Source organism: Streptomyces sp. NPDC033177 (genome assembly GCF_055577715.1).
This window is the reverse complement of record NZ_JBVIPS010000004.1, coordinates 1-21,060: the sequence shown is the minus strand read 5'-3', so window position 1 is coordinate 21,060 and position 21,060 is coordinate 1. Positions and strand designations below refer to the sequence as shown.

The window sequence follows — 21,060 nt, the reverse complement described above, 5'->3', positions numbered from 1 at the left end:
AGTAAAGCCGAGCGCGGGCCCGTGGTCAGGGAGTGTCGCCGGACCAGTCCCAGCGACGACGGCGGTCACCGGGCCGTGGGTCGTACATCGCTCGCCCGCCGGCACCGAAGTGCCCGAGCTCCGTGGGCAGGGCGACACCGGTTTCCTTCTCGCCCTTGGTCCAGCCGGTCACGTCGAGCAACAGGCCGTCCAGGGGGCCACCGACCAGCTCGCCGTAGTCCCGCCCGGGCTGTGGGCCCTGGCGGGGGTCGTCGTGGTCCTGGCCGTAGACCCGGCCGCGCAGCAACTCCTCATCCCTGTCCATGACTCCCACCCTCCCAGCCGCCACTGACAATCCGGCTTCTGCGCGTCTGTGCACGGCGCTGCTCACTCCCCACCCGGCAGCGGCAGCTCCGGGTGGTGGCGCAGGGCTTCCAGGACCGCGCGGACCGCCGCGCGAGGCGGTGAGCCGTGGCGGATCGCCGCGGTGATGGTGCGCGTCACGGGAATGGCGAGTTCCCTGGTGGCGACGTCGTAGCGGCGGTCGACCGCCAGGCCTGGCAGCAGCGCGATCGAGAGTCCGGCCTCGACGTGTTGCAGGGTCATCATGTAGTTGCTGAACCGGCACACCACGCGCGGCTCGAAGCCGGACCGACGGCACAGGGGCAGCGCGAGATTGGCCATGTACGACTGCGGGATGTCGAACGCCCACGCCTCGTCCGCGTACGCCGCGAGGTCCACGGCGCCGCGGCCGGTCGCCGGATGTCCGGGCGGGACCACCAGCAGCACCGGGTCCATGGCCAGCGGGACAATGTCGAGGTCCGGTCCGAGCGGCAGCTCGTCGAAGTCCGTGGTCGTGATGATGATGTCCGCGTCGCCGCCGCGCAGGGCGGGCATGCTCGCGTGCGGCTCCAGCTCGAGGAGCTCGACGTCGAGGTGCGGATGCTCGCGTGCGAGGCGGCTCACCGCGGGCACGGCCATGGTGTGGATCGCGCTCTGAAACGCGCCGAGCCGCACCAGGCCGGCCGGTTCCTCGCCGAAGCCGCGCAGCTCCGCCTCCACGCTGCTCATGTGGTCGAGGATCGCCCGCGCCCGGCGGGCGAGGATCAGTCCGGCCGGGGTCAGCCGCACCCGGCGCCCCGTCCGTTCGAGCAGCTGGGTGCGCGTCTCCCTCTCCAGCACGGCGAGCTGCTGGGACACGCTCGACGGGCTCAGGTTGGCGGCCTGGGCGACCGCCCGCACGGTGCCGAGGGTGTCGAGCTGGCTCAGCAGCCGCAGCCTCCAGGGATTCATCACGTATCTCATTGTTGTGCGGTTCTACCGAACAGGAAAGCCGGAATCGTGAGATGGACGTGTTGCTCGGGTGCCGCCTACCGTCGGCGACATGACCGCTTCGACCACAGCCCTGCCGTCCACCGACACCTTCTGGGCCGACGCCGAGAGGCATCTCGTGCGCTACGGCGGCGAGTTCACCCACGAGATCATCGAACGTGCCGCCGGAAGCTTCGTGTACACGGCGGACGGCCGGAAGATCCTCGACTTCACCTCCGGCCAGATGAGCGCGATCCTCGGCCACTCGCACCCCGAGATCGTCGCGACCGTCCAGCGGCAGGTCGCGTCCCTCGACCACCTCTTCAGCGGCATGCTCAGCCGCCCCGTGGTCGACCTCGCCCGGCGTCTCGCGGAGACTCTGCCCGCGCCGCTGGAGAAGGCGCTGCTCCTGACGACCGGCGCCGAGTCCAACGAAGCCGCCCTCCGCATGGCCAAGCTCGTCACCGGCAAGCACGAGATCGTCTCGTTCGCGCGCTCCTGGCACGGCATGACGCAGGCCGCCGCGTCCGCCACCTACAGCGCGGGCCGCAAGGGCTACGGTCCCGGCGCACCCGGCAACTTCGCCATCCCCGTGCCGAACACCTACCGGCCCGACTTCACCACGGACGACGGGTCCCTGGACTGGCGTCGCCAACTGGACTTCGCCTTCGACCTGATCGACGCCCAGTCGACCGGCAGCCTTGCGGCCTGCCTCGTGGAACCCATTCTCAGCTCCGGCGGCATCATCGAGCCGCCGCCCGGGTACTTCGCGGCCCTGCAGACCAAGTGCCGGGAACGCGGCATGCTGTTGATCCTCGACGAGGCGCAGACCGGTCTGTGCCGCACCGGGACCTGGTACGCGTTCGAGCGCGACGGCGTCGTGCCCGACATCCTCACGCTGTCCAAGACGCTGGGCGCGGGACTGCCCTTGGCGGCCGTGGTGACCAGCGCCGAGATCGAGCGTGAGGCGCACGAGCGCGGGTTCCTGTTCTTCACCACGCATGTCGCCGACCCGCTGGTGGCCGCGGTCGGCAACACCGTCCTGGACGTCCTGACCCGCGACAGGCTCGACGAGCGCGCACGTACGCTCGGCGCGTTCCTCCACCAGGGCCTGACGGACATCGCCACGCGGCACGCGGTCGTCGGCGACATCCGCGGCCGGGGCCTGCTCGCGGGGCTCGAACTCGTCGTCGACCGCGAGACCAAGCAGCACTCGGACGAGCTGGGCGCACGGGTCACTCGTCGCTGCCTCGAACTCGGCCTGCACATGAACATCGTCCAACTCGCCAACATGGGCGGGGTATTGCGGATGGCGCCGCCGCTGACCGCCACGGAGGAGGAGCTGTCACTCGGCCTGACGATGCTGGACCAGGCGATCGGCGAGGCCTGCGCCTCGCTCTGAGGTTCAGCGGCCGAGGCCGCCGGCCTTGGCCGCGCGTCGCGCGAAGACGTCCTCGCGGCGTTCTTCCATCTGCCGCACGGCGTCCTTGCGGTCCCGCTTGGAGAGCCGGTCGAGATACGTGTGCCCGACGAGGTGATCGACCTCGTGCTGGAGACACCGGGCGAAGTAGCCCGTGCCCTCGATGACGAGAGGGTCGCCGTCCTTGTCCAGGCCCCGCATCACGGCGCGATCGGTGCGAGGAACCGCCATCGTGGCACCGGGCACGGACAGGCAGCCCTCGGAGTCGTCGACGAGTCGGCGGCTGCCCGGATCGGGCAGCTCCAGGACGGGGTTGATGATGTGGCCGACATGCCGGACCCCGTCGTCGTCCGGGCAGTCGTAGACGAACAGCCGCAGACCGACGTCCACTTGGTTGGCGGCGAGTCCGGCGCCGTCGGCCACGTACATGGTCAGGAACATGTCGTCGATGAGTGCGGACAGCTCCGCGGTCCCGAACTCGGTCACCTCCCGGCACGGACGGCTCAGGATCTCCTCGCCCACCACCGTTATCCGGCGAACCGAGCCTCGCGCCGCCTCCGGCGACAGTGCGGGGAACGTGTCCACGGGTCGCCCTTGTACACGCACACGCCGGTCCACTTGACGGCTTCGCCCTGGGCCGTCGGACCAGTCCTGACGCACGGACATCTCGGTCTCCCCCTCCGCTGGCAGCAAGCGGGCGGGACCCGCTTGCCAAGTGCTTTGCAAAGTAGCAGACTTTGCAAAGTGACCGAAGATGACCTCAACGCGCACTACGACCGGACGCAGGACACCGGCGACGCCCTGCGCGAGCACGACGTCCGTACGGCCCTGATGGGCCTGCTCGCCGAAGTCGGCACCGTCACGGCGACCGAAGCCGCCGCACGGCTGGGCTACAGCTCGGGGCTCTGCTCGTTCCACCTCCGGCAGCTCGCACGTCACGGCCACATCGAGGAGGCCCCGCACCACGGGGGCCGCGCACGCCCCTGGCGCCTGCGGCAGGACGACCCCGCCGCGGGCAGCTCCGCGGCGGAGGAGTTCGGCGATCTGGCTCGGGGCCTGGAGGACGAGAGCTGGCAGCGCTGGCTCGCCCAGCGCGACCAGGCCCCGGCCGCATGGCGCCGTGACGAGGCGTTCAGCGCCATCGCCTACCTGACGCCCGAGGAGATGAGCCGGGTCGCTGACACCGTCCGGCGGGCCCTCGCCCCCTACCAGGACCGCGAACAACGCCCCTTGGCCCGGCCCGACGGAGCCCGCCCGGTGGCGCTCATCACCCGGCTGTTCCCCCTGCTGCCGCAGTCCGGTTCCGGCCCGGATGACGGAGACACTCCCCCGGCAGGTACCTAGTTGGTACCTTGGACGTATGCCGTCTCTGAACGTGACTTTCACCGATGAGGAGCTCAAGGGTGTCCGCGCGGCCGCGGCGGCCGAGGGCAAGAGCCTCAAGCAGTACCTCCACGACCTCGGAGTCCGCGAGATGGAGCGTCAGAAGTTCGTCGCGGGTGCCTCCGCCTGGGCCGACCGGCTGCGGGCCGAGTTCGACGCGGCCAATCCGGAGGAGATCCCGCCCTCCGCACGTCACGAGGGGTCCGCGGCCGCCTGATGGTTCTGTACGTAGACGTGTCCTGGCTGTTAGACGTCCAGGAGTTCGCGGTCGCCCCCGAGGACATGACGGTCTCGGACTACTCCGCGCTGGTCGCCGCGGTCGCCCGCCACAAGACGAAGCTGCCGACCCTGGAGTCCGCCGACCCGGACGCCGCCTGGCGCGCCGCCGCCCTGCTGCACACCATCGTGCGCCTGGAGCCGCTGCCCTACCGCAACAGCCTGTACGCGGCGTTCGTCGCCGCCCAGTACATGGACCAGTCGGGCGAGGGCATCGACCCGCCCTACGGCGCGCTGTCCGACCTCATCCGCAAGATCCGCGACAGCCGGCTCAGTGTCTATGCGGTCGCCGACCAGATCAGGTCCTGGAAGGTCTGATCACCGGGCTCGGGTTCGCTAGAGCTCGTGGGCGCGGACCAGGTCGTTGGGGCGGTTGCGAGCAGGCGAACCCGCAGGGGTCGTACACGAGCGTCTGCCCGCAGGGGTCGTACACGAGCGTCTGGCCGTGGGGTCACCCTGTCACGGCGGCGTCAGCCGGCCGGCCGCCGTCAGGTGGACCCCTCGGGCGCGAGGGCGCGACCCCTCACTGACCCGCGAACGCGCTGCTCTTGAGCGACGCCAGTAGGTGGGCGGTGTCGTCGTACACCTCCGCCGCTCCGGCCTCGGAGAGGTCCTCGCGGGGGATGCCGCCGCTGAGCACGGCCAGGGGTGTGACGCCCGCGCGCCGTGCGGCCTTCATGTCCCAGACCGAGTCGCCGACGAACACGCTGTCCTCGGCCCTCGCACCGGCCAGTTCGAGCGCGTGGGCGACGGGCTCCGCCGCGGGTTTGCCCTCCTCCACGTCGTCGGCGCTCGCCGTCGCGGTGATGACGTCGTCGGCGTCCACGGCGGCGCGCAACGCGTCGAGCTCGGCACCGCCCGCAGAGGTGGCGAGGACGATGGTCCACCCCTGCCCAGCCAGGGAACGCAGCAGCTTTCCCGCGTCCTCGAAGGCTTCGAGGCGGTCGAAGTGCGTGCCGTAGAGGGTCTTGTGCGCGGCACTGATGGCGTCGTCCTGGTCCGGATCGCGGTCCTCGCCGAGGAGGTGCTCGATCAGGTCGGCGCCGCCCAGGCCGATGGCGTGGTGCACATCGGGCATCGCCACCCGGTGTCCGGCCTGCCGAAACGCCTCCCACCAGGCCGTCACATGCAGGTAGTTGGTGTCGACGAGCGTTCCGTCGACGTCGAACAGGGCGGCACGCGTCACGAGGGTTCCCTTCATGGTCGTCCTTGGGGTTTCACCGTAATAGCCCTACCGACGGCACGCATGGCCGCCGTCTGCGCGCGCGCAGGCGGGTGAGGCTGCGACCCTGGCCTGGGTCTGCCCGCGGCCCTGCCCACCACCTTGGTCACCGGGCGACACAGTGGCGCAAATGTGGCGGTCTGCCATTCCGCTTCTCGGGTACCCGGCGCCTCGCCCTACCAATCGCCTTATCGCTCGTGCCACCCGTTCCCGCCCGTTTTCCCGCCCTGGCGCCGAGGAGTCCCGGATGACGATGACGTTCCAACCCCATGAGCAGCAAGGCGTTCCGTCGGAGTGGCCCAGGGGCGCGGACCGGTGAGGGGGCGCTCCCTGCTCTCCGGGGCGCTGGTGGGCGTCGGGTTCGCCGCGTTCATCGACGAGATGGTGTTCCACCAGTTGCTGCACTGGCATCACTTCTACGACAAGGCGTCGAGCGAGGCCGGCCTCGTCTCAGACGGGATCTTCCATGCCTTCGGCTGGCTCGCGATGGTGGCGGGTCTGTTCCTGTACGCGGATCTGTGGCGCCGGGGCGCCCGGCACCTCACCGCCTGGTGGGCGGGACTGTGCCTGGGTCTCGGCGGCTTCCAGCTGTACGACGGCACGTTCCAGCACAAGGCGCTTGAACTGCACCAGATCCGCTACGGCGTGGACCTCGCGCCCTATGACTGGACCTGGAACGTGATCGCCGTGCTGTTCCTGCTCGCCGGCGCGCTGCTGCTGGTCCGGGCCCGCCGATGACGGTGGTGGTGTTGCTGGTGACCGCGGGCTGCCTTGGCTATGCGGCGGCGGCCCGGCGCTTGCGTCGGCGCGGCGACCGGTGGCCGCATCGGCGTGACGCGGCGGTGTGCGCGGGCGGCGCGGTGCTCATGGTCTCGCTGATCGCTCCGTGGGAGGGGTGGCCGCCGTTCACCGGGCACATGGTCACCCATCTGGGCGTCGGGATGGTCGCGCCCCTGCTGTTCGTGCTCGGCCGCCCGGTGACGCTGGCGCTGCGCGCGCTGCCGGTCGGGCCCCGGCGGCGGCTGCTCTCCTGCGTCCGTTCGCGGGCGGCGGCGTTGCTCGTGTGGCCGCCTCTGGCCGCGCTCATCCATATCGCCGGACTGTGGGCGGTGTACCGCACGCCGCTCATGGACGCCGCCCATCACCGGCCGTGGCTGGACGCGCTCGTCAGCGTGCATCTCCTGGCCTCCGGCGTGCTGTTCTCCTTCGCCGTCCTGGCCCTTGACCCGCTGCGCCACCGCGCGTCATTCGCCATGCGCGGCGCGGCCCTGCTGGCCGCTTCCGCCGCGCACGGCGTCCTGTCCAAGTCGCTCTATGCCGCGGGCCCGCCCGGCACCTCTTTCGCCGCGGCCGACCTGCATCGGGCGTCGTACGTCATGTACTACGGCGGGGACGTGGTCGGCATCGCGCTGGCGGTGATCCTGTGCCACCAGTGGTACGCGGCCGAGGGCCGGGCGCTCGTGCGGGCCAGGCGCGCCTCGACTGCCACCTGAGGTCGACTGCCGCGTGAGGGGAATCTCATTGGGTACCCGGCGTGCACCCCGTTCCCGGAATCCGGAGGTCCCATGCTGTCCCAGATCGTCACCGTGCCCAGCGGCGAGGGGGCACTCATCGGTGAACTGACCGTGCCGGACACGGTGTTCGGTGTAACGGTGCTCGCCCACGGCAGCGGGGCCTACCTGCGCAGCCCCCACAGCCGGGCCCTGGCCGGCACGCTGCACGACTCCGCGGTCGGGACCCTGGTCATCGACCTGCTCAGCGCCGACGAGGCAGCCGCGGACAGGGCGACGGGGCGCCCGCACGGCGACGTCGACCTGCTGACGCATCGGCTGATCGCATCGGTGGACTGGCTGGCCGCCCACGTCTCCGATCTGCCGGTGGGCCTGTTCTGCGCCAGCACAGGGGCGGCGGCCGCGCTCGGGGCCGCCGCCGCGAGGCCCGGCCTCGTGGACACCGTGGTCTGCCCCGACGGCCGTCCCGACCTGGCCGCGGACGAGGTGATCGGACATCTGCACGCTCCGGTGCTGCTCATGGTCGGGGGGCGCGACACCGAGGTACTGCGGTTGAATCGGGAAGCCGCCAACCGGATGCGCGTGCTCAGCCGACTGCGCGTGATCCCCGATGCCACACATCTCTGCGAGGAGCCGGGAGCGCTGGACGAGGTCGCCTCCCTGGCGGCCCGGTGGTTCGCCGGGATGGGGCAGGCGCAGATCTGAGCGTCCGGTCGGCGCACGTTCCGTAGGGCGGCGGGAGCGGTGGCCGCCGAGTCCCATCCTGCGCCCCGCTCTCGCCACCCACACTCCAGCATGTGACTGGCATCACAGTGCGTCAGGCCACATCCTCAGGTCATCATATGACCCGATCGCCGCACGGATTCAGAGCCGGACCGCGCCCCGAACGGCACGACGCGGCCCGGCACAGCGAGACGAGGATGGGCATGAACGACCAGGACAGGCCGGCACGACCGCGCGTAGGCGTGGTGGGGCTCGGGGCCATGGGGCTCGGCATGGCGCGCAGCCTGCGGGACGCGGGCTTCGACGTAGGTGTCCACGATCTGCGCCCCGAGGTGGCCGCGGCCTTCGCCGCGGACGGGGGCACCGCCTTCGCGTCCGCCGGTGAGTTGGCGGCCTCCGTCGATGTCCTGGTCGGCGTCGTGGTCAACGCCGACCAGGTCGAGTCGGTCCTGTTCGGCGACGGCGGTGCGGCCGAGCGGCTGCACCCGGGCTCCGTGTACGTCATGTGCTCCACGGCCGACCCCACCTGGTCCGCCGAGCTGGAGCGGCGCCTGGCCGAGCACGGCGTCCTCTACCTGGACGCGCCCATCTCGGGTGGTGCCGCCCGCGCGGCAACAGGGCAGCTCACCATGATGACTTCGGGCGCCCCCACCGCGTACGCGATCGCCGATCCGGTGCTGGAGGCCATGAGCAGCACCGTCTACCGCCTGGGCGACCAGGCGGGGATCGGCTCCAAGGTGAAGGTCGTCAATCAGCTGCTCGCGGGGGTGCACATCGCGGCGGCGGCCGAGGCCATGGCGCTGGGCATCAAGGCGGGCGTACCCGCGGAGGCGCTCTACGAAGTGATCACGCACAGCGCGGGCAACTCATGGATGTTCGAGAACCGCATGGCGCATGTGCTCGCCGGTGATTACACGCCGCTGTCCGCGGTCGACATCTTCGTCAAGGACCTGGGTCTCGTGCTCGACGCGGCACGCCCGGAGAAGTTCCCCCTCCCCCTGGCGGCCACCGCCCATCAGATGTTCCTGCAGGCGTCCGCCTCCGGTCTGGGCGGCGAGGACGACAGCGCGGTGATCAAGATCTTCCCGGGGATCGAGCTGCCCGCACAGGAGGAGAACTGACATGGGGATCCGACTCGGTTGCGTCGCCGACGACTTCACGGGCGCCACGGACCTGGCCAACAACCTGGTGCGCGCGGGCATGCGCGTGGTCCAGCTGATCGACGTACCGCCCGCAGGCGCCAAAGGGCCCACTGATGCCGACGCCGTCGTCATCGCGCTCAAGTCCCGGACCACCCCCGCCTCCGAGGCCGTCGCGGCCTCGCTGCGAGCACTGGCGTGGCTGCGCTCCACGGGTGCCGAGCAGATCTACTTCAAGTACTGCTCGACCTTCGACTCGACGCGGGCCGGCAACATCGGCCCCGTCACCGAGGCCCTGATGGACGCCCTCGGCACCGACTTCACGGTCGCGACACCGGCGTTCCCCGACAACGGGCGCACCGTGTTCAAGGGACATCTCTTCGTCGGTGACGTACTCCTGAGCGAGAGCGGCATGCGCCATCACCCGCTGACCCCCATGACGGACTCCAACCTGGTGTCCGTGCTCGGTGCGCAGACCGCGCGCCCGGTCGGCCTCATCGACCACACCGTGGTCGCCGCCGGCGCCGAGGCGATCCGCGAGCGCGTCGGCACGCTGCGCAAGGAAGGTGTCGGCGCCGCGATCGTCGATGCCGTCTCCAACGACGATCTTCTGCGGCTCGGTGCGGCGGTCAAGGATCTGCCGCTGGTGACCGCGGGGTCGGGGCTGGCGATCGGTCTGCCGGCGAACTGGGGGTTCGAGCCGTCCCCGGCCGCCGCCCAACTGCCGCCGCCCGCGGGTCATCAGGCCGTCGTCTCCGGATCGGTGTCCAGCGCCACCAACGGTCAGGTCCAGGAGTTCCTGGACAGCGGACGGCCCGCGTTCAGTGTGGATCCCTTGCGGATCGCGGCCGGTGAGGACGTGGCCGGGCAGGCGCTCGCCTTCGCCGCCGAGCGGTTGGCCCAAGGGCCGGTCCTCGTCTACTCCACCGTGACGCCCGACGCGGTCAAGGACGTCCAGGGCCGACTTGGCGCCGCCGAGGCCGGTGAGCTCGTCGAGCAGACTCTGGCCCGCGTCGCCCAGGGTCTCGTCGAGCTGGGCGTCCGCCAACTCGTCGTCGCCGGTGGCGAGACCTCGGGCGCGGTCGTGCAGGCGCTCGGCCTGACGGGTCTGCGCATCGGGCCGCAGATCGACCCGGGTGTGCCGTGGTGCGCGGCGGCCCTTCCCGACGGCGACCCGCTGCACATCACGCTGAAGTCGGGCAACTTCGGCGGACCCGACTTCTTCACCGCCGCCTTCGCCCGCCTCGACGGGGAGCCGGCATGACCGAGCCGCTGAGCGCTGAAGTGGCCGCGGCGCGCGCCGAGATCGTCCGGGTGGGCACCAGCCTGTTCGCCCGGGGGTACGTCCACGCCAGCGCGGGCAACATCAGCGCGCGGATCGGCGACTGCCGAAGCGACTCCCGAGGTGACTCCCGAAGCGGCTCACACCTGATCACGCCCACCGACGCCGCCCTGGGCTTCCTGGAGCCGGAACGCCTCGCGCTGGTCGACGCCCAAGGCGATCAGATCGCGGGCGACCGCGCCAGCAAGACCCTCACCCTGCACCGCCGGATCTGTGCCGCCGACCCCGCGGCACGGTTCGTGATCCACACCCACTCCACGCATCTCGTCGCGCTCACCCTGGCCGGCGTGTGGAGTCAGGACGACGTGCTTCCACCCCTCACGCCGTACTACGTCATGAAGGTCGGGCACGTCCCGCTCATCCCCTACCACCGGCCCGGCGATCCCCGCGTGGCCGACCTGGTGACCGGCCATATCGCTGATCGCGCGGCGGGACGCACGCCGATCAGGGCCGTGCTGCTCGACCGTCTCGGCCCCGTGGTCTGGGGCCCGGACGCCGCATCCGCTCTCGCCGTCCTCGAAGAACTCGAGGAAACGGCGCGCCTCTGGCTCCTGACCGACCGTCGCCCCGAGCCGCTCCCCTCCCCCGCTCTCGACGAACTGAGGTCCGTGTTCGGCGCCTCTTGGTGACCGCACACCGCACCACGCACCGCCCGTCGGAGAATCCCCTGAGCCGCAGTAAGGATTCCGCATGTCCACGCCCACCGCGACGGCCGAGACCCCCGAACTCGCCCGTGAGAACGCCGTGTTCCGCAAGGTCGTCCTCCGCATCGTCCCCTTCCTGATCCTCTGTTACGTCTTCTCCTACCTGGACCGCGTCAACGTCGGCTTCGCGAAGCTGCAGATGTCCGACGACCTGGGCCTGAGCGAGGCGGCGTACGGCCTCGGCGCCGGCCTGTTCTTCATCGGCTACTTCCTCTTCGAGGTCCCCTCGAACCTGATGCTGCAGCGCGTCGGCGCACGCACCTGGATCGCCCGGATCATGATCACGTGGGGCCTGGTGTCGGGCGCGTTCTCCTTCGTCACGAACGAGACGACGTTCTACGTGCTGCGCTTCCTCCTCGGCGCCGCGGAGGCGGGCTTCTACCCCGGTGTGATCCTGTACTGCACCTACTGGTTCCCCTCCCACCGCCGGGCCCGCGTGATCGCGATGTTCATGTCGGCGATCCCCGTCGCCGGCATCTTCGGCAACCCGCTCTCCGGCTGGATCATGGACACCTTCGACGGGGTCAGCGGATGGCACGGCTGGCAGTGGATGTTCCTGCTCGAGGCGATTCCCGCGCTCCTCATCGGTGTCGCCACGATGTTCTACCTCGACAACGGCGTACGCAGCGCCAAGTGGCTCTCCGAGGAGGAGAAGGACATCGTGGAGACGGCGATCGCCAGGGACACCGCCCACCAGAAGCACGGCCGGGTCTGGGACGGCTTCCGTGACCCCAAGGTGTGGCTGATGTGCCTCATCTACTTCTGCTTCGTGATGGGCCAGTACGCCCTGACGTTCTGGATGCCCACCTTCGTCAAGTCGACCGGCATCGACGACAACTTCACGATCGGTGTGCTCAGCGCCGTGCCGTTCGTGGCCGCGCTGATCGCCATGAACCTCTTCGGGCGATCCGCGGACAAGCGCCGCGAGCGCCGCTGGCACCTGGTCGTCCCGAGCCTCATGGGCGCCGTCGGCTTCTCCCTGGCCGCCGGATGGAGCGGATCGACCGTGCTGTCACTGGTCGCCCTGTCCTTCGCCGCGGCCGGTGTACTGACCTGCGCCCCGCTGTTCTGGTCACTGCCCACCGCGTTCCTCGGCGGCACCGCGGCGGCGGCCGGGCTCGCCCTGATCAACTCCGTGGGCAACCTGGCCGGGTTCGTCAGCCCGTACATGATCGGCGGGCTCAAGGACGCCACCGGCTCGACCTCCATCCCGATGTACGTCCTGGCCCTCAGCCTGGTGATCGGCGCCGCCGCGGTGCTGACCACCAAGAAGGACGTCGTCAACCGTTGACCGGGCTTCGGCCCGGCCCCACCGCAGGAGCAAGCATGCCGAGGTTCGCCGCGAACCTGTCCATGATGTACACCGAGCACGCCTTCCCCGACCGCTTTGCCGCCGCGTCGGCCGACGGCTTCGAGGCCGTGGAGTATCTCTTCCCGTACGCCTACAAAGCCGATGAGCTGCGCCGTCGGCTCGACGAACACGGCCTGCGGCAGGTGCTGTTCAATGCCCCGCCCGGCGACTGGGACTCCGGGGAGCGGGGCATCGCCTCGCTGCCCGGCCGCGAGGGCGAGCTCCGCTCCGGCATCGAGCGGGCGCTGGAGTACGCCGCGGCGCTCGGCTGCGGCCAGGTGCACGTGATGGCCGGTCTCCTGCCGCCGGAAGCGACTCCGACCCAGCGGGCCACGCATCGCGCCACCTACCTGGCCAACCTGGCCTGGGCCGCCGAGCGGGCCGCCGCCGTGGACGTCGACCTCCTGATCGAGCCGATCAACGGCCGCGACATGCCGGGCTACTTCCTGCACCGGCAGGCCGAGGCGCACGCTCTCGTACAGGAGGTGGGCGCCACGAACCTCAAGGTGCAACTCGACCTGTACCACTGCCAGATCGTGGAGGGCGACCTCACCACGACACTGCGCCGCGACCTTCCCACCGGCCGCGTCGCCCATCTGCAGATCGCCGGCGTGCCCGACCGCCACGAGCCCGACCGGGGCGAACTCAACGTCGGCCATCTCTTCGACACCGTCGACGAGTTGGGCTACGACGGCTGGATCGGCTGCGAGTACATCCCCCGGGCCGGTACGAGCGAGGGGCTCGGCTGGCTCAAGAACCACCGCACGCTCAAGAACGACCGCCTGCTCAAGAACGAACGAGGAGACCACGCATGAGGATCGTCATCACCGGCGGCTTCGGCTTCCTGGGACAGCAGGTCGCCGACGCCCTGCTCGAGAGGCGGACCCTGTGCGGTGCGCCGATCGGCCAACTCGTGCTCGCCGATCGCTTCGTGCCCGACGAGGCGCCGGTGGCGGACGACCCACTGGTGGACATCGTCCAAGGCGACCTGAGCGAACGCCTCGACGCGATCTTCGCGCGGCCCGTGGATGTGTTGATCCACCTGGCGTCGGCCGTCTCCGCCGAGTGCGAGGCCGACTTCGACCTCGGCATGAGCGCCAACCTGGACACCACCCGCGCCCTGCTCGACGCCGCCCGCGCCCAGTCGGCCGCGGGCGGGCCGGTCCCCCGGGTGGTGTTCTCCAGCAGCGTCGCGGTCTACGGAGCCGATGCCGCGCTGCCGTTGCCGCCCGTGGTCAGCGAGGCGACGCTGCCGACGCCGCAATCCAGTTACGGGACGCAGAAGCGCGTGTGCGAGCAGCTGGTCGCCGAGTACACCCGGCGGGGCTTCGTCGACGGGCGGGTGGCGCGCCTGATGACCGTCGCGGTGCGGCCGGGCAAGCCGAACGCGGCGGCCTCCGGCTTCCTGTCCGGCATCATCCGCGAGCCCTTGGCCGGCCTGCCGGCCCTCTGCCCGGTCAGCCCTGACCTTCGGGTCGCCCTCGCCTCGCCCCGGCGCACCGTCGAAGGCATCCTCCGTATCACCGAGGCCGAGCGCGGGCCCGGCGGCCTCGAAGGCGGGCTTCCGGTCAACCTTCCGGCGCTGACGGTCACGGTCGCCGAGATGCTGCAGACGTTGCGCGAGGTGGCCGGTGACGCCGTCGCCGACCGGGTGACGGTGGCGCCCGACCCCGCCGTCGAGGCGATCGTCGGCTCGTGGCCCGCCGCCTTCGACAACGCGCGCGCCACGGCGCTCGGCCTGCGGCCCGACGAAAGCTTCGAGTCGGTCGTCAGGGCGTACGTCGAGGACCACCCCGGGGCCGTCGCGCCCGCGGACCTGCCCGCGACCGGGGCGATCAGGCCCTGACGGATAGACTGACGAGCATGTTCTCCAAGGTGAGTGGCCCCATTCGGCTCGCGGACCGGGTCGCCGCGATCCTCTCGGAGGAGATCGAGTCCGGCCGTCTGGCCGAGGGCGACAAGCTGCCGACCGAGGTCGAGTTGGTCAAGCAACTGGGCGTCAGCCGCACCGTGATCCGCGAAGCCGTCTCCCGGCTGCGCAACGCCGGCCTGGTCGAACCGCGCCAGGGCCGGGGCGTGTTCGTCATGCCCCGGCGCACCCGGCCGCTCGACCTGGAGGCCGAGGCATCCGGCACCAAGTCCAAGGTGCTGCAGATCGTGGAGGTCCGCCGCGCCATGGAGGGCGAGGCGGCCTCGCTGGCGGCCGTCCGGGCCGCCCCGGAGGACGTCGCCCGGATGCGGCAGTCACTGGCCGCGATCGACAAGGCGGTGGCGGACGGCGGTGACGGGGTCGACGAGGACCTGGCCTTCCACCAGTCGATCGCCGAATCGACCGGCAACGCGGTGATGGTCTCGACCGTGCGGTATCTGGGCGAGGTCATGCGCGGCGGCATCCGCGTCACGCGCGCCAACGAAGCACGGCGTGACGACTTCATCGAGGCGGTCCGGGTGGAGCACCACGCGATCCTGGCGGCCGTCGAGTCGGGCGACGCGGAGGCGGCCCGCAGCGCCGTACGCCGTCACATGAAGCACGCGGCGTCCCGGCTGCAGGACGCGGACGACGGCTTTTGGACACAGACGGACGAGCTCCGGGTGGACTTGGACCGCCCCTGAAAACGCGCCCCCGTCACCCGACCGGGGGACGGGAGAGGACGATCAGGGACCGCGGCTCCACGCTCAGCGTCGTCTCGGCCTTGTGCTCCGTCTCGTCCGGCGGGCCACCCGTTTCGTAGGTGTCGAGCAGGGTCGTCCAGCACGCTCCGTACGAGACGTCGGGGAGCTTGAATTCCATCGGCTCCCAGTAGCAGTTGAACAGCACGAGGAAGGAATCGTCGACGACGGTTCGCCCGGCGCGGTCCGGTTCCGCGATGGCATCTCCGTTGAGGAAGACGGCCACCGCGTGTGCGTCGGGCCGGTCCCAGTCCTCCGTCGTCATCTCCGCGGCGTCCGGGCGCAGCCAGACCAGGTCCGGCAGCGGCTGTCCCTGGCGCGTGACGGTGTCGCCGCGGAAGAAGCGGCGGCGGCGCAGGATCGGGTGCTCGGTGCGCAGCGCCACCACCCGGCGGGTGAAGTCAAGGAGTTCCGCGCGTTCCTCGTCGAGGTCCCAGTCGATCCACGTCGTCTCGTTGTCCTGGCAGTACGCGTTGTTGTTGCCGCGCTGGGTGCGGCCCAGTTCGTCCCCGTGGCCGAGCATCGGAATGCCCTGGGAGAGCATCAGCGTGGCCAGGAAGTTGCGCTGCTGCCGTGCCCGCAGTGCGCGCACCTCGGGGTCACGGGTGGGTCCCTCCGCGCCGCAGTTCCAGGACCGGTTGTCGCTCTCGCCGTCCCGGTTTCCCTCGCCGTTGGCCTCGTTGTGCTTGGTGTCGTACGAGACCAGGTCGCGCAGGGTGAATCCGTCGTGGGCAGTGATGAAGTTGACGCTGGCGCGCGGGCGGCGCCGGTCGTGCTGATAGAGGTCGGCTGAGCCCGTCAGGCGTGAGGCGAACTCCGCGAGTGTCCGGTCGCCGCCGCGCCAGAAGTCCCGGACACAGTCGCGGTACTTGCCGTTCCATTCGGACCACAGCGGCGGGAAGTTGCCCACCTGGTAGCCACCGTCACCGAGGTCCCACGGCTCGGCGATCAGCTTGACGCGGCTGATCACGGGGTCCTGCTGGATGAGGTCGAAGAACGCGGAGAGCCGGTCCACCTCGTGGAACTGCCGGGCCAGGGTGGCGGCCAGGTCGAAGCGGAATCCGTCGACGTGGCATTCGGTGACCCAGTAGCGCAGCGAGTCCATCAGCAGCTGAAGGACGTTGGGGTGGCGCATCAGCAGGCTGTTGCCCGTCCCCGTGGTGTCGTAATAACGGCTGAAGTCCTCGTCGGACAGCCGGTAGTAGGAGGCGTTGTCGATGCCGCGGAAGGAAAGGGTGGGGCCGTTCTCGTTGCCCTCGGCCGTGTGGTTGTAGACCACGTCGAGGATCACCTCGAGGCCTGCCGCGTGCAGGGCCTTGACCATGGTCTTGAACTCGGTGACCTGCTGGCCGAGTGTCCCGTGGGCGGCGTACGTGTGATGTGGCGCGAAGAACCCGATCGTGTTGTAGCCCCAGTAGTTGGACAGCCCCTTGTCGAGCAGGAACCCGTCCTGGACGTACTGGTGCACCGGCATCAGCTCGACCGCGGTGACCCCCAGGGAGGTCAGGTGGTCCAGGACCGCCGGTGCGGCCAGGCCCGCGTAGGTGCCGCGGAGCTCTTCGGGGACGCCGGGGTGGGTGCGGCTCAGTCCGCGTACGTGCGTCTCGTAGATGACCGAATCGGCGTAGGCGTGCGAGGGCGGGATGTCACCCGTCCAGTCGAAGGCCGGATCGATCACGACACCGCACAGGGGTGCCGGCCCGGTGCTCCCGGTGCCGTCGCGGGACGCCTTCCCTCGAACGGGTGCTTGTGTCGATGCCCTGTCGTCGCGGAGGTCATGGACCGCCCTGGCGTAAGGATCGAGGAGGAATTTCCTCGGGTCGCAGCGGTGGCCGGCGGCGGGCAGCCACGGGCCGTGCACCCGATAGCCGTAGCGCTGGCCGGGCCCGATGTCCGGCAGGTAGCCGTGCCACACCGTGCCGTCGGCCTCCGCCAGCGTGACGCTCCGCTCGGTGCCGTCCGCGTCCAGAAGGATGAGGTCGACCTGCTCGGCCACCTCGCTGAACAGGGCGAAGTTCGTTCCTTCGCCGTCGTAGGTGGCACCCAGCGGAAAAGGTCGGCCGGTCCATACGCGCACAAGGTCTCCCGTCGACGGCCCTTGGTCTCTTGCTTCGACCATCGGGCATACGACGGGTGCGCGCCCTTTCGGGAGCGCACCCGCCGCAACGTCCGGGTCAGGCAGGGCCTGCGACCTCGAGGGGCGTCACCACTTCCGGCGCGCCCACGGCGACCGGCTCCACGACGGCGCGGGGCAGGGGCCGCGCCTCGATCGTGTCGGGCTCCGGACCCTTGGGAACCAGGGGTTCACGAAGCTCCGTGCGGCTGCGCAGCGAGAACCAGACGATGTGCCGGTCATCCGCCGTGCAGCTGCCCCAGCCGTCACTGAGCGCTGCGATCTCGGCCAGCGAGTGCGACTCGACACCGTGCTCACCCATGACGGCCGGATCGCCGTGCGAGACCGCGGTGATCAGGTGCTGCCCCGTCCACCAGGTCTCGATCGCGGTCCGTCCGGCACCGATGTTGCGGGCCGCGGGCTCCAGCAGGAGACCGATCCCGCGTGACACGTCAGAGACGTGCTGTTCAAGGCCCCAGTACCTCAGATGGGCGGCCAGGATGCGCCGGATCTGACCGACGCGTTCCGGCTCCAGATCCACGTCGAGGTGGTAGTAGCGGGGCACTGAGTGGTGCTTCATCGTTCATGCTCCTCACCCGCGGAGCCCACGCTGCGGCGCTTCGGCGCGGAGCCGGGACACGTACGCAGCGTGAGCAGTGATCGCTCGAGAGTCAGCACCAGCGTCACCCCCCTACTCCATTCGTGCAACACGAGAGTGATCGGCCACGCACTCTGCGTTCAACAGGACGGCGAGCGCTTCACCTCGCACCATGGGGGAGGGAGTGAACCCGCCGTGACGGGTCGCTCCCCCTCCGTGAACGGTCCGCGAGCCCGCCAGGGCTCGACGTTGCGGAGGCCCAGGAGGTCGAGTGCGATGCGGGCGGAGCGCGCCACAGAAGACGTCGGTCGGCAACTGGTGAGGTACCGCGCCTGGCAGCGCCGCTTCCTCGCCTCGCCCGGCGACCCCGCGGTGCGCGCGCAGTTCGCGGACGCCGTGGCCGCCCTGTGCGCGGTGACGAGCCGTCGCTGCGGGCGCGAGGCGGCCGAGGCCGCGGAACGCCCGCCCGGCGGCGCTTGACGCGGCACGCGAGGCCGCAGGGAAACGAAGCGAAGACGATCAACGCGCACGGTACGACCCGGAGGTGGACAGCATGTCGGTGGACCCCAGCCACATCCGCATCCCCATCGAGGATGTGCGGCCCTGTGTCCACGGCGGCCTGCGTCCGGCGAAGGCAGTCGTCGGCGAGGCCGTCGAGGTGACGGCCGTCGTGTTCGCCGAAGGCTCGGCCGTGCTCGGCGCGGAGGCGGTCCTGTACGCGCCCGACGGCCGCCCCATGCAGCGCCGGGTCATGCGGGAGAGGGAACCGGGCACGGACCGGTGGGGCACGGACGTCACACCGGACGCGATCGGCCGCTGGACCTTCGCCGTCGCCGCCTGGACCGACCCCATGGCCGCCTGGCAGCGCGACGCGGTGATCAAAGTGCACGCCGACGTCGACACCGGCATCACCCTCGAAGACGGGATCCAGCTCTTCGAACGGGCCGTCGCCCAGGCCCCCGACGATGCCGCGCGCTCCACCCTGGACACGGCGCTCGGTCTGCTGCGCGACGACACCCGCTCCCCGCTGGATCGTCTGGCGGCGGCCACGGCACCGGAGGTGCGCGCGCTCCTGGCGGCCCACCCGCTGCGTGAACGCCTCACCGAGAGCGCCGCGTTGCCGCTGCTTGTGGAGCGGGAGAGGGCCCTGTTCGGGTCCTGGTACGAGTTCTTCCCGCGCTCGGAGGGCGCCGTGGTCCGGGAGGGGCAGCCGCCGAAGTCGGGCACCTTCCGCACGGCCGCCGAGCGGCTTCCGGCGATCGCCGCGATGGGCTTCGACGTCGTCTACCTGCCGCCCATCCACCCCATCGGCACCACCTTCCGCAAGGGCCCCAACAACTCCCTGTCCCCCGGACCCCACGACGTCGGCGTGCCCTGGGCCATCGGCTCCCCCGAAGGCGGCCACGACGCGATCCACCCCGACCTGGGCACCCTGGAGGACTTCGACGCCTTCGTGCGCCGCGCCCGCGACCTGCACCTCGAAGTCGCCCTGGACTTCGCCCTGCAGTGCTCCCCCGACCACCCCTGGGTCGACAAACACCCCGAGTGGTTCCAGCACCGCGCCGACGGCAGCATCGCCTACGCCGAGAACCCCCCGAAGAAGTACCAGGACATCTACCCCCTGGCCTTCGACCGCGACATGCCCGGCCTGATCACCGAGACCGTACGCCTGCTGCGGTTCTGGATGGACCACGGCGTGCGCATCTTCCGCGTCGACAACCCGCACACCAAGCCGGTCGTCTTCTGGGAGCAGGTGCTTGCCGACATCAACGACACCGACCCCGACGTCATCTTCCTGGCCGAGGCCTTCACCCGCCCGGCCATGATGCGCACCCTGGCCTCCATCGGCTTCCAGCAGTCCTACACCTACTTCACCTGGCGCAACACCAAGCCGGAACTGACGTCGTACGTACAGGAGTTGGCCGGTGAGACGGCCGCCTACATGCGGCCGAACCTCTTCGTCAACACCCCCGACATCCTGCCCGAGTTCCTCCAGAACGGCGGCCGTCCGGCCTTCGAGCTGCGCGCGGTCCTTGCCGCGACCCTCGCGCCGACCTGGGGCGTCTACAGCGGATACGAACTCTGCGAGAACACGCCCCTCCAGTCGGGCGGCGAGGACTACCTGGACTCGGAGAAGTACCAACTGCGCCCGCGTGACTGGGAGTCGTCCGATCGTTCCGGCGCCACCATCGCGCCGCTGATCACCACTCTCAACGCGATCCGTCGACGCCATCCGGCGCTGCACCGGCTGCGCAACGTGTCCTTCCACCCCACGGACAACGACCAGGTGATCGCGTACAGCCGTCATGAGCCCGGCGACACTGTGCTGGTGGTCGTGAACCTCGACCCGCACCACACCCAGGAAGCGACCGTCCACCTCGACCGCGCACGCCTGGGCATCACGCCCGGCGCCACCTTCCGGGTGCGCGACGAGCTGAGTGACGCGACCTTCACGTGGGGCGAGGCCAATTTCGTCCGTCTGACACCGGGTGTCTCCCCCGCGCACGTGTGCGCGGTCGAGTGAGGAAGCACGCGCCCCCAGCCGTGCAGCAACGGAGGATGCATGACCATCAACAAGCCGGTATCCGACCTGTTCGAGGACACTCCCGCCAAGGACCGGGACCCCGAATGGTTCAAGCGCGCGGTCTTCTACGAAGTCCTGGTCCGCTCCTTCCACGACAGTGACGGCGACGGCATCGGCGACCTCAAGGGGATCACCGCCAAGCTGGACTATCTGCAGTGGCTGGGCGTCGACTGCCTGTGGCTGCCGCCGTTCTTCACGTCACCCCTGCGCGACGGCGGTTACGACGTCGCCAACTACATCGCCGTGCTGCCCGAGTTCGGGGACCTCGGGGATTTCGTCGAATTCGTCGACGCGGCTCACCAGCGGGGCATGCGCGTGATCATCGACTTCGTGATGAACCACACCAGCGATCAGCACCCGTGGTTCCAGCAGTCCCGCAGCGACCCAGAAGGGCCCTACGGCGACTACTACGTCTGGGCCGATGACGACAAGCAATACCAGGACGCACGCATCATCTTCGTCGACACCGAGGTCTCCAACTGGACCTTCGACCCGGTGCGCAAACAGTACTTCTGGCACCGCTTCTTCTCCCACCAGCCCGACCTCAACTACGAGAACCCGGCCGTCCAGGAAGAAATCATCTCCGCCCTGCGCTTCTGGCTCGACCTGGGCATCGACGGATTCCGCCTGGACGCCGTCCCCTACCTCTTCGCCGAAGAGGGCACCAACTGCGAAAACCTCCCCCGCTCCCACGGCCTCCTCAAACGCGTCCGCGCCGAGATCGACGCCCACTA

23 protein-coding genes are annotated in these 21,060 nt (G+C 70.3%); 17 read left to right on the top strand and 6 right to left on the bottom strand.

What is annotated here, in order from left to right; genetic code table 11:
- Window positions 1-25 precede the first annotated feature (25 nt).
- Both ACZ5U5_RS14790 and ACZ5U5_RS14785 read right to left on the bottom strand, forming a co-directional pair.
- Entirely contained in the window at window positions 26-304 is a 279-nt protein-coding gene (locus ACZ5U5_RS14790; protein WP_469020963.1) for a hypothetical protein, read from the bottom strand.
- Window positions 305-366: 62 nt separating this feature from the next.
- Window positions 367-1,272, bottom strand: a complete 906-nt coding sequence (locus ACZ5U5_RS14785) for a LysR family transcriptional regulator (protein ID WP_469020960.1) — start codon at window positions 1,270-1,272, stop codon at window positions 367-369.
- Between the two features lie 91 nt (window positions 1,273-1,363).
- Here ACZ5U5_RS14785 and ACZ5U5_RS14780 point away from each other — a divergent pair, with 91 nt between their 5' ends.
- A complete protein-coding gene (locus tag ACZ5U5_RS14780) occupies window positions 1,364-2,692 on the top strand; it encodes an aspartate aminotransferase family protein (RefSeq protein ID WP_469020958.1) in 1,329 nt (442 codons plus the stop codon).
- Between the two features lie 3 nt (window positions 2,693-2,695).
- On the opposite strand, the gene def is transcribed toward ACZ5U5_RS14780, so the two are convergent.
- Window positions 2,696-3,376 (bottom strand): peptide deformylase, encoded by a 681-nt coding sequence (gene def / locus ACZ5U5_RS14775; RefSeq protein WP_469020955.1) that lies wholly within the window; start codon window positions 3,374-3,376, stop codon window positions 2,696-2,698.
- A 78-nt stretch (window positions 3,377-3,454) separates the two neighbouring features.
- Between def and ACZ5U5_RS14770 the strand changes: the two genes are divergently transcribed.
- The 3 genes from ACZ5U5_RS14770 to ACZ5U5_RS14760 are packed head-to-tail and all read left to right on the top strand — an operon-like array spanning window position 3,455 to window position 4,687.
- Window positions 3,455-4,054, top strand: a complete 600-nt coding sequence (locus ACZ5U5_RS14770; protein ID WP_469020950.1) for an ArsR family transcriptional regulator — start codon at window positions 3,455-3,457, stop codon at window positions 4,052-4,054.
- A 16-nt stretch (window positions 4,055-4,070) separates the two neighbouring features.
- Entirely contained in the window at window positions 4,071-4,310 is a 240-nt protein-coding gene (locus ACZ5U5_RS14765) for a hypothetical protein (protein WP_363212908.1), read from the top strand.
- Window positions 4,310-4,687, top strand: a complete 378-nt coding sequence (locus ACZ5U5_RS14760) for a toxin Doc (protein ID WP_365828467.1) — start codon at window positions 4,310-4,312, stop codon at window positions 4,685-4,687. The genes ACZ5U5_RS14765 and ACZ5U5_RS14760 overlap by 1 nt, the downstream gene beginning before the upstream one ends.
- Before the next feature lie 205 nt (window positions 4,688-4,892).
- Here ACZ5U5_RS14760 and ACZ5U5_RS14755 read toward each other — a convergent pair whose 3' ends face one another.
- Window positions 4,893-5,555 carry an HAD family hydrolase gene (locus ACZ5U5_RS14755; protein WP_469022413.1) on the bottom strand — a complete coding sequence of 221 codons (663 nt, stop codon included), beginning with the start codon at window positions 5,553-5,555 and terminating at the stop codon, window positions 4,893-4,895.
- Window positions 5,556-5,906: 351 nt separating this feature from the next.
- Between ACZ5U5_RS14755 and ACZ5U5_RS14750 the strand changes: the two genes are divergently transcribed.
- From ACZ5U5_RS14750 to ACZ5U5_RS14705, 10 genes are all read left to right on the top strand, one after another.
- Window positions 5,907-6,329 carry a DUF2243 domain-containing protein gene (locus tag ACZ5U5_RS14750; protein WP_363212904.1) on the top strand — a complete coding sequence of 141 codons (423 nt, stop codon included), beginning with the start codon at window positions 5,907-5,909 and terminating at the stop codon, window positions 6,327-6,329.
- Window positions 6,326-7,084, top strand: a complete 759-nt coding sequence (locus ACZ5U5_RS14745; RefSeq protein ID WP_469020946.1) for a cytochrome c oxidase assembly protein — start codon at window positions 6,326-6,328, stop codon at window positions 7,082-7,084. The genes ACZ5U5_RS14750 and ACZ5U5_RS14745 overlap by 4 nt, the downstream gene beginning before the upstream one ends.
- 72 nt (window positions 7,085-7,156) lie before the next feature.
- Window positions 7,157-7,807: a dienelactone hydrolase family protein gene (locus ACZ5U5_RS14740; RefSeq protein WP_469020944.1), complete on the top strand. Its 651-nt coding sequence runs from the start codon at window positions 7,157-7,159 to the stop codon at window positions 7,805-7,807.
- A gap of 221 nt (window positions 7,808-8,028) precedes the next feature.
- On the top strand, window positions 8,029-8,946 hold the full coding sequence (ltnD, locus tag ACZ5U5_RS14735) for an L-threonate dehydrogenase (protein WP_469020941.1): 918 nt from the start codon (window positions 8,029-8,031) through the stop codon (window positions 8,944-8,946).
- A 1-nt stretch (window position 8,947) separates the two neighbouring features.
- Window positions 8,948-10,228, top strand: a complete 1,281-nt coding sequence (gene otnK, locus ACZ5U5_RS14730; protein WP_469020938.1) for a 3-oxo-tetronate kinase — start codon at window positions 8,948-8,950, stop codon at window positions 10,226-10,228.
- Complete coding sequence (locus ACZ5U5_RS14725; protein WP_469020935.1) at window positions 10,225-10,935, top strand: class II aldolase/adducin family protein; 711 nt, start codon at window positions 10,225-10,227, stop codon at window positions 10,933-10,935. Before otnK ends, ACZ5U5_RS14725 begins: the two co-directional genes overlap by 4 nt.
- Window positions 10,936-10,996: 61 nt before the next feature.
- Window positions 10,997-12,301 (top strand): MFS transporter, encoded by a 1,305-nt coding sequence (locus ACZ5U5_RS14720; protein ID WP_469020933.1) that lies wholly within the window; start codon window positions 10,997-10,999, stop codon window positions 12,299-12,301.
- 35 nt (window positions 12,302-12,336) lie between these two features.
- The gene (otnI, locus tag ACZ5U5_RS14715) at window positions 12,337-13,176 is read left to right on the top strand and encodes a 2-oxo-tetronate isomerase (RefSeq protein WP_469020931.1); all 840 of its coding nucleotides are present in this window, start codon (window positions 12,337-12,339) and stop codon (window positions 13,174-13,176) included.
- Entirely contained in the window at window positions 13,173-14,207 is a 1,035-nt protein-coding gene (gene denD, locus ACZ5U5_RS14710) for a D-erythronate dehydrogenase (protein WP_469020928.1), read from the top strand. Before otnI ends, denD begins: the two co-directional genes overlap by 4 nt.
- A 17-nt stretch (window positions 14,208-14,224) precedes the next feature.
- The gene (locus ACZ5U5_RS14705) at window positions 14,225-14,974 is read left to right on the top strand and encodes a FadR/GntR family transcriptional regulator (protein WP_469020926.1); all 750 of its coding nucleotides are present in this window, start codon (window positions 14,225-14,227) and stop codon (window positions 14,972-14,974) included.
- A gap of 13 nt (window positions 14,975-14,987) precedes the next feature.
- Here the strand turns inward: ACZ5U5_RS14705 and glgX are convergent, their stop codons facing one another.
- Complete coding sequence (glgX, locus tag ACZ5U5_RS14700) at window positions 14,988-17,150, bottom strand: glycogen debranching protein GlgX (protein WP_469020924.1); 2,163 nt, start codon at window positions 17,148-17,150, stop codon at window positions 14,988-14,990.
- Window positions 17,151-17,205: 55 nt separating this feature from the next.
- Window positions 17,206-17,724 carry a pep a2 gene (locus ACZ5U5_RS14695; RefSeq protein WP_469020921.1) on the bottom strand — a complete coding sequence of 173 codons (519 nt, stop codon included), beginning with the start codon at window positions 17,722-17,724 and terminating at the stop codon, window positions 17,206-17,208.
- A 294-nt stretch (window positions 17,725-18,018) separates the two neighbouring features.
- Between ACZ5U5_RS14695 and ACZ5U5_RS14690 the strand changes: the two genes are divergently transcribed.
- The 3 genes from ACZ5U5_RS14690 to ACZ5U5_RS14680 form a co-directional block, all read left to right on the top strand.
- Window positions 18,019-18,222 (top strand): DUF5133 domain-containing protein, encoded by a 204-nt coding sequence (locus ACZ5U5_RS14690; protein WP_469020919.1) that lies wholly within the window; start codon window positions 18,019-18,021, stop codon window positions 18,220-18,222.
- A gap of 73 nt (window positions 18,223-18,295) precedes the next feature.
- The gene (locus ACZ5U5_RS14685) at window positions 18,296-20,266 is read left to right on the top strand and encodes an alpha-1,4-glucan--maltose-1-phosphate maltosyltransferase (protein WP_469020916.1); all 1,971 of its coding nucleotides are present in this window, start codon (window positions 18,296-18,298) and stop codon (window positions 20,264-20,266) included.
- Between the two features lie 39 nt (window positions 20,267-20,305).
- Window positions 20,306-21,060, top strand: a 755-nt coding sequence (locus ACZ5U5_RS14680) for an alpha-amylase family glycosyl hydrolase (protein WP_469020913.1), incomplete at its 3' end; no start/stop codon positions are given.

Bases quoted from the DNA above. Each gene is read 5' to 3' on its own strand.
- otnI (WP_469020931.1), top strand. From the start codon at position 12,337: ATGCCGAGGTTCGCCGCGAACCTGTCCATGATGTACACCGAGCACGCC.
- ACZ5U5_RS14725 (WP_469020935.1), top strand. From the start codon at position 10,225: ATGACCGAGCCGCTGAGCGCTGAAGTGGCCGCGGCGCGCGCCGAGATC.
- ACZ5U5_RS14720 (WP_469020933.1), top strand. From the start codon at position 10,997: ATGTCCACGCCCACCGCGACGGCCGAGACCCCCGAACTCGCCCGTGAG.
- ACZ5U5_RS14740 (WP_469020944.1), top strand. From the start codon at position 7,157: ATGCTGTCCCAGATCGTCACCGTGCCCAGCGGCGAGGGGGCACTCATC.
- ACZ5U5_RS14760 (WP_365828467.1), top strand. From the start codon at position 4,310: ATGGTTCTGTACGTAGACGTGTCCTGGCTGTTAGACGTCCAGGAGTTC.
- glgX (WP_469020924.1), bottom strand. From the start codon at position 17,150: ATGGTCGAAGCAAGAGACCAAGGGCCGTCGACGGGAGACCTTGTGCGC.
- ACZ5U5_RS14785 (WP_469020960.1), bottom strand. From the start codon at position 1,272: ATGAATCCCTGGAGGCTGCGGCTGCTGAGCCAGCTCGACACCCTCGGC.
- denD (WP_469020928.1), top strand. From the start codon at position 13,173: ATGAGGATCGTCATCACCGGCGGCTTCGGCTTCCTGGGACAGCAGGTC.
- def (WP_469020955.1), bottom strand. From the start codon at position 3,376: ATGTCCGTGCGTCAGGACTGGTCCGACGGCCCAGGGCGAAGCCGTCAA.
- otnK (WP_469020938.1), top strand. From the start codon at position 8,948: ATGGGGATCCGACTCGGTTGCGTCGCCGACGACTTCACGGGCGCCACG.
- ACZ5U5_RS14695 (WP_469020921.1), bottom strand. From the start codon at position 17,724: ATGAAGCACCACTCAGTGCCCCGCTACTACCACCTCGACGTGGATCTG.
- ACZ5U5_RS14790 (WP_469020963.1), bottom strand. From the start codon at position 304: ATGGACAGGGATGAGGAGTTGCTGCGCGGCCGGGTCTACGGCCAGGAC.
- ACZ5U5_RS14765 (WP_363212908.1), top strand. From the start codon at position 4,071: ATGCCGTCTCTGAACGTGACTTTCACCGATGAGGAGCTCAAGGGTGTC.
- ACZ5U5_RS14705 (WP_469020926.1), top strand. From the start codon at position 14,225: ATGTTCTCCAAGGTGAGTGGCCCCATTCGGCTCGCGGACCGGGTCGCC.
- ACZ5U5_RS14690 (WP_469020919.1), top strand. From the start codon at position 18,019: ATGCGGGCGGAGCGCGCCACAGAAGACGTCGGTCGGCAACTGGTGAGG.
- ACZ5U5_RS14745 (WP_469020946.1), top strand. From the start codon at position 6,326: ATGACGGTGGTGGTGTTGCTGGTGACCGCGGGCTGCCTTGGCTATGCG.
- ACZ5U5_RS14780 (WP_469020958.1), top strand. From the start codon at position 1,364: ATGACCGCTTCGACCACAGCCCTGCCGTCCACCGACACCTTCTGGGCC.
- ltnD (WP_469020941.1), top strand. From the start codon at position 8,029: ATGAACGACCAGGACAGGCCGGCACGACCGCGCGTAGGCGTGGTGGGG.
- ACZ5U5_RS14685 (WP_469020916.1), top strand. From the start codon at position 18,296: ATGTCGGTGGACCCCAGCCACATCCGCATCCCCATCGAGGATGTGCGG.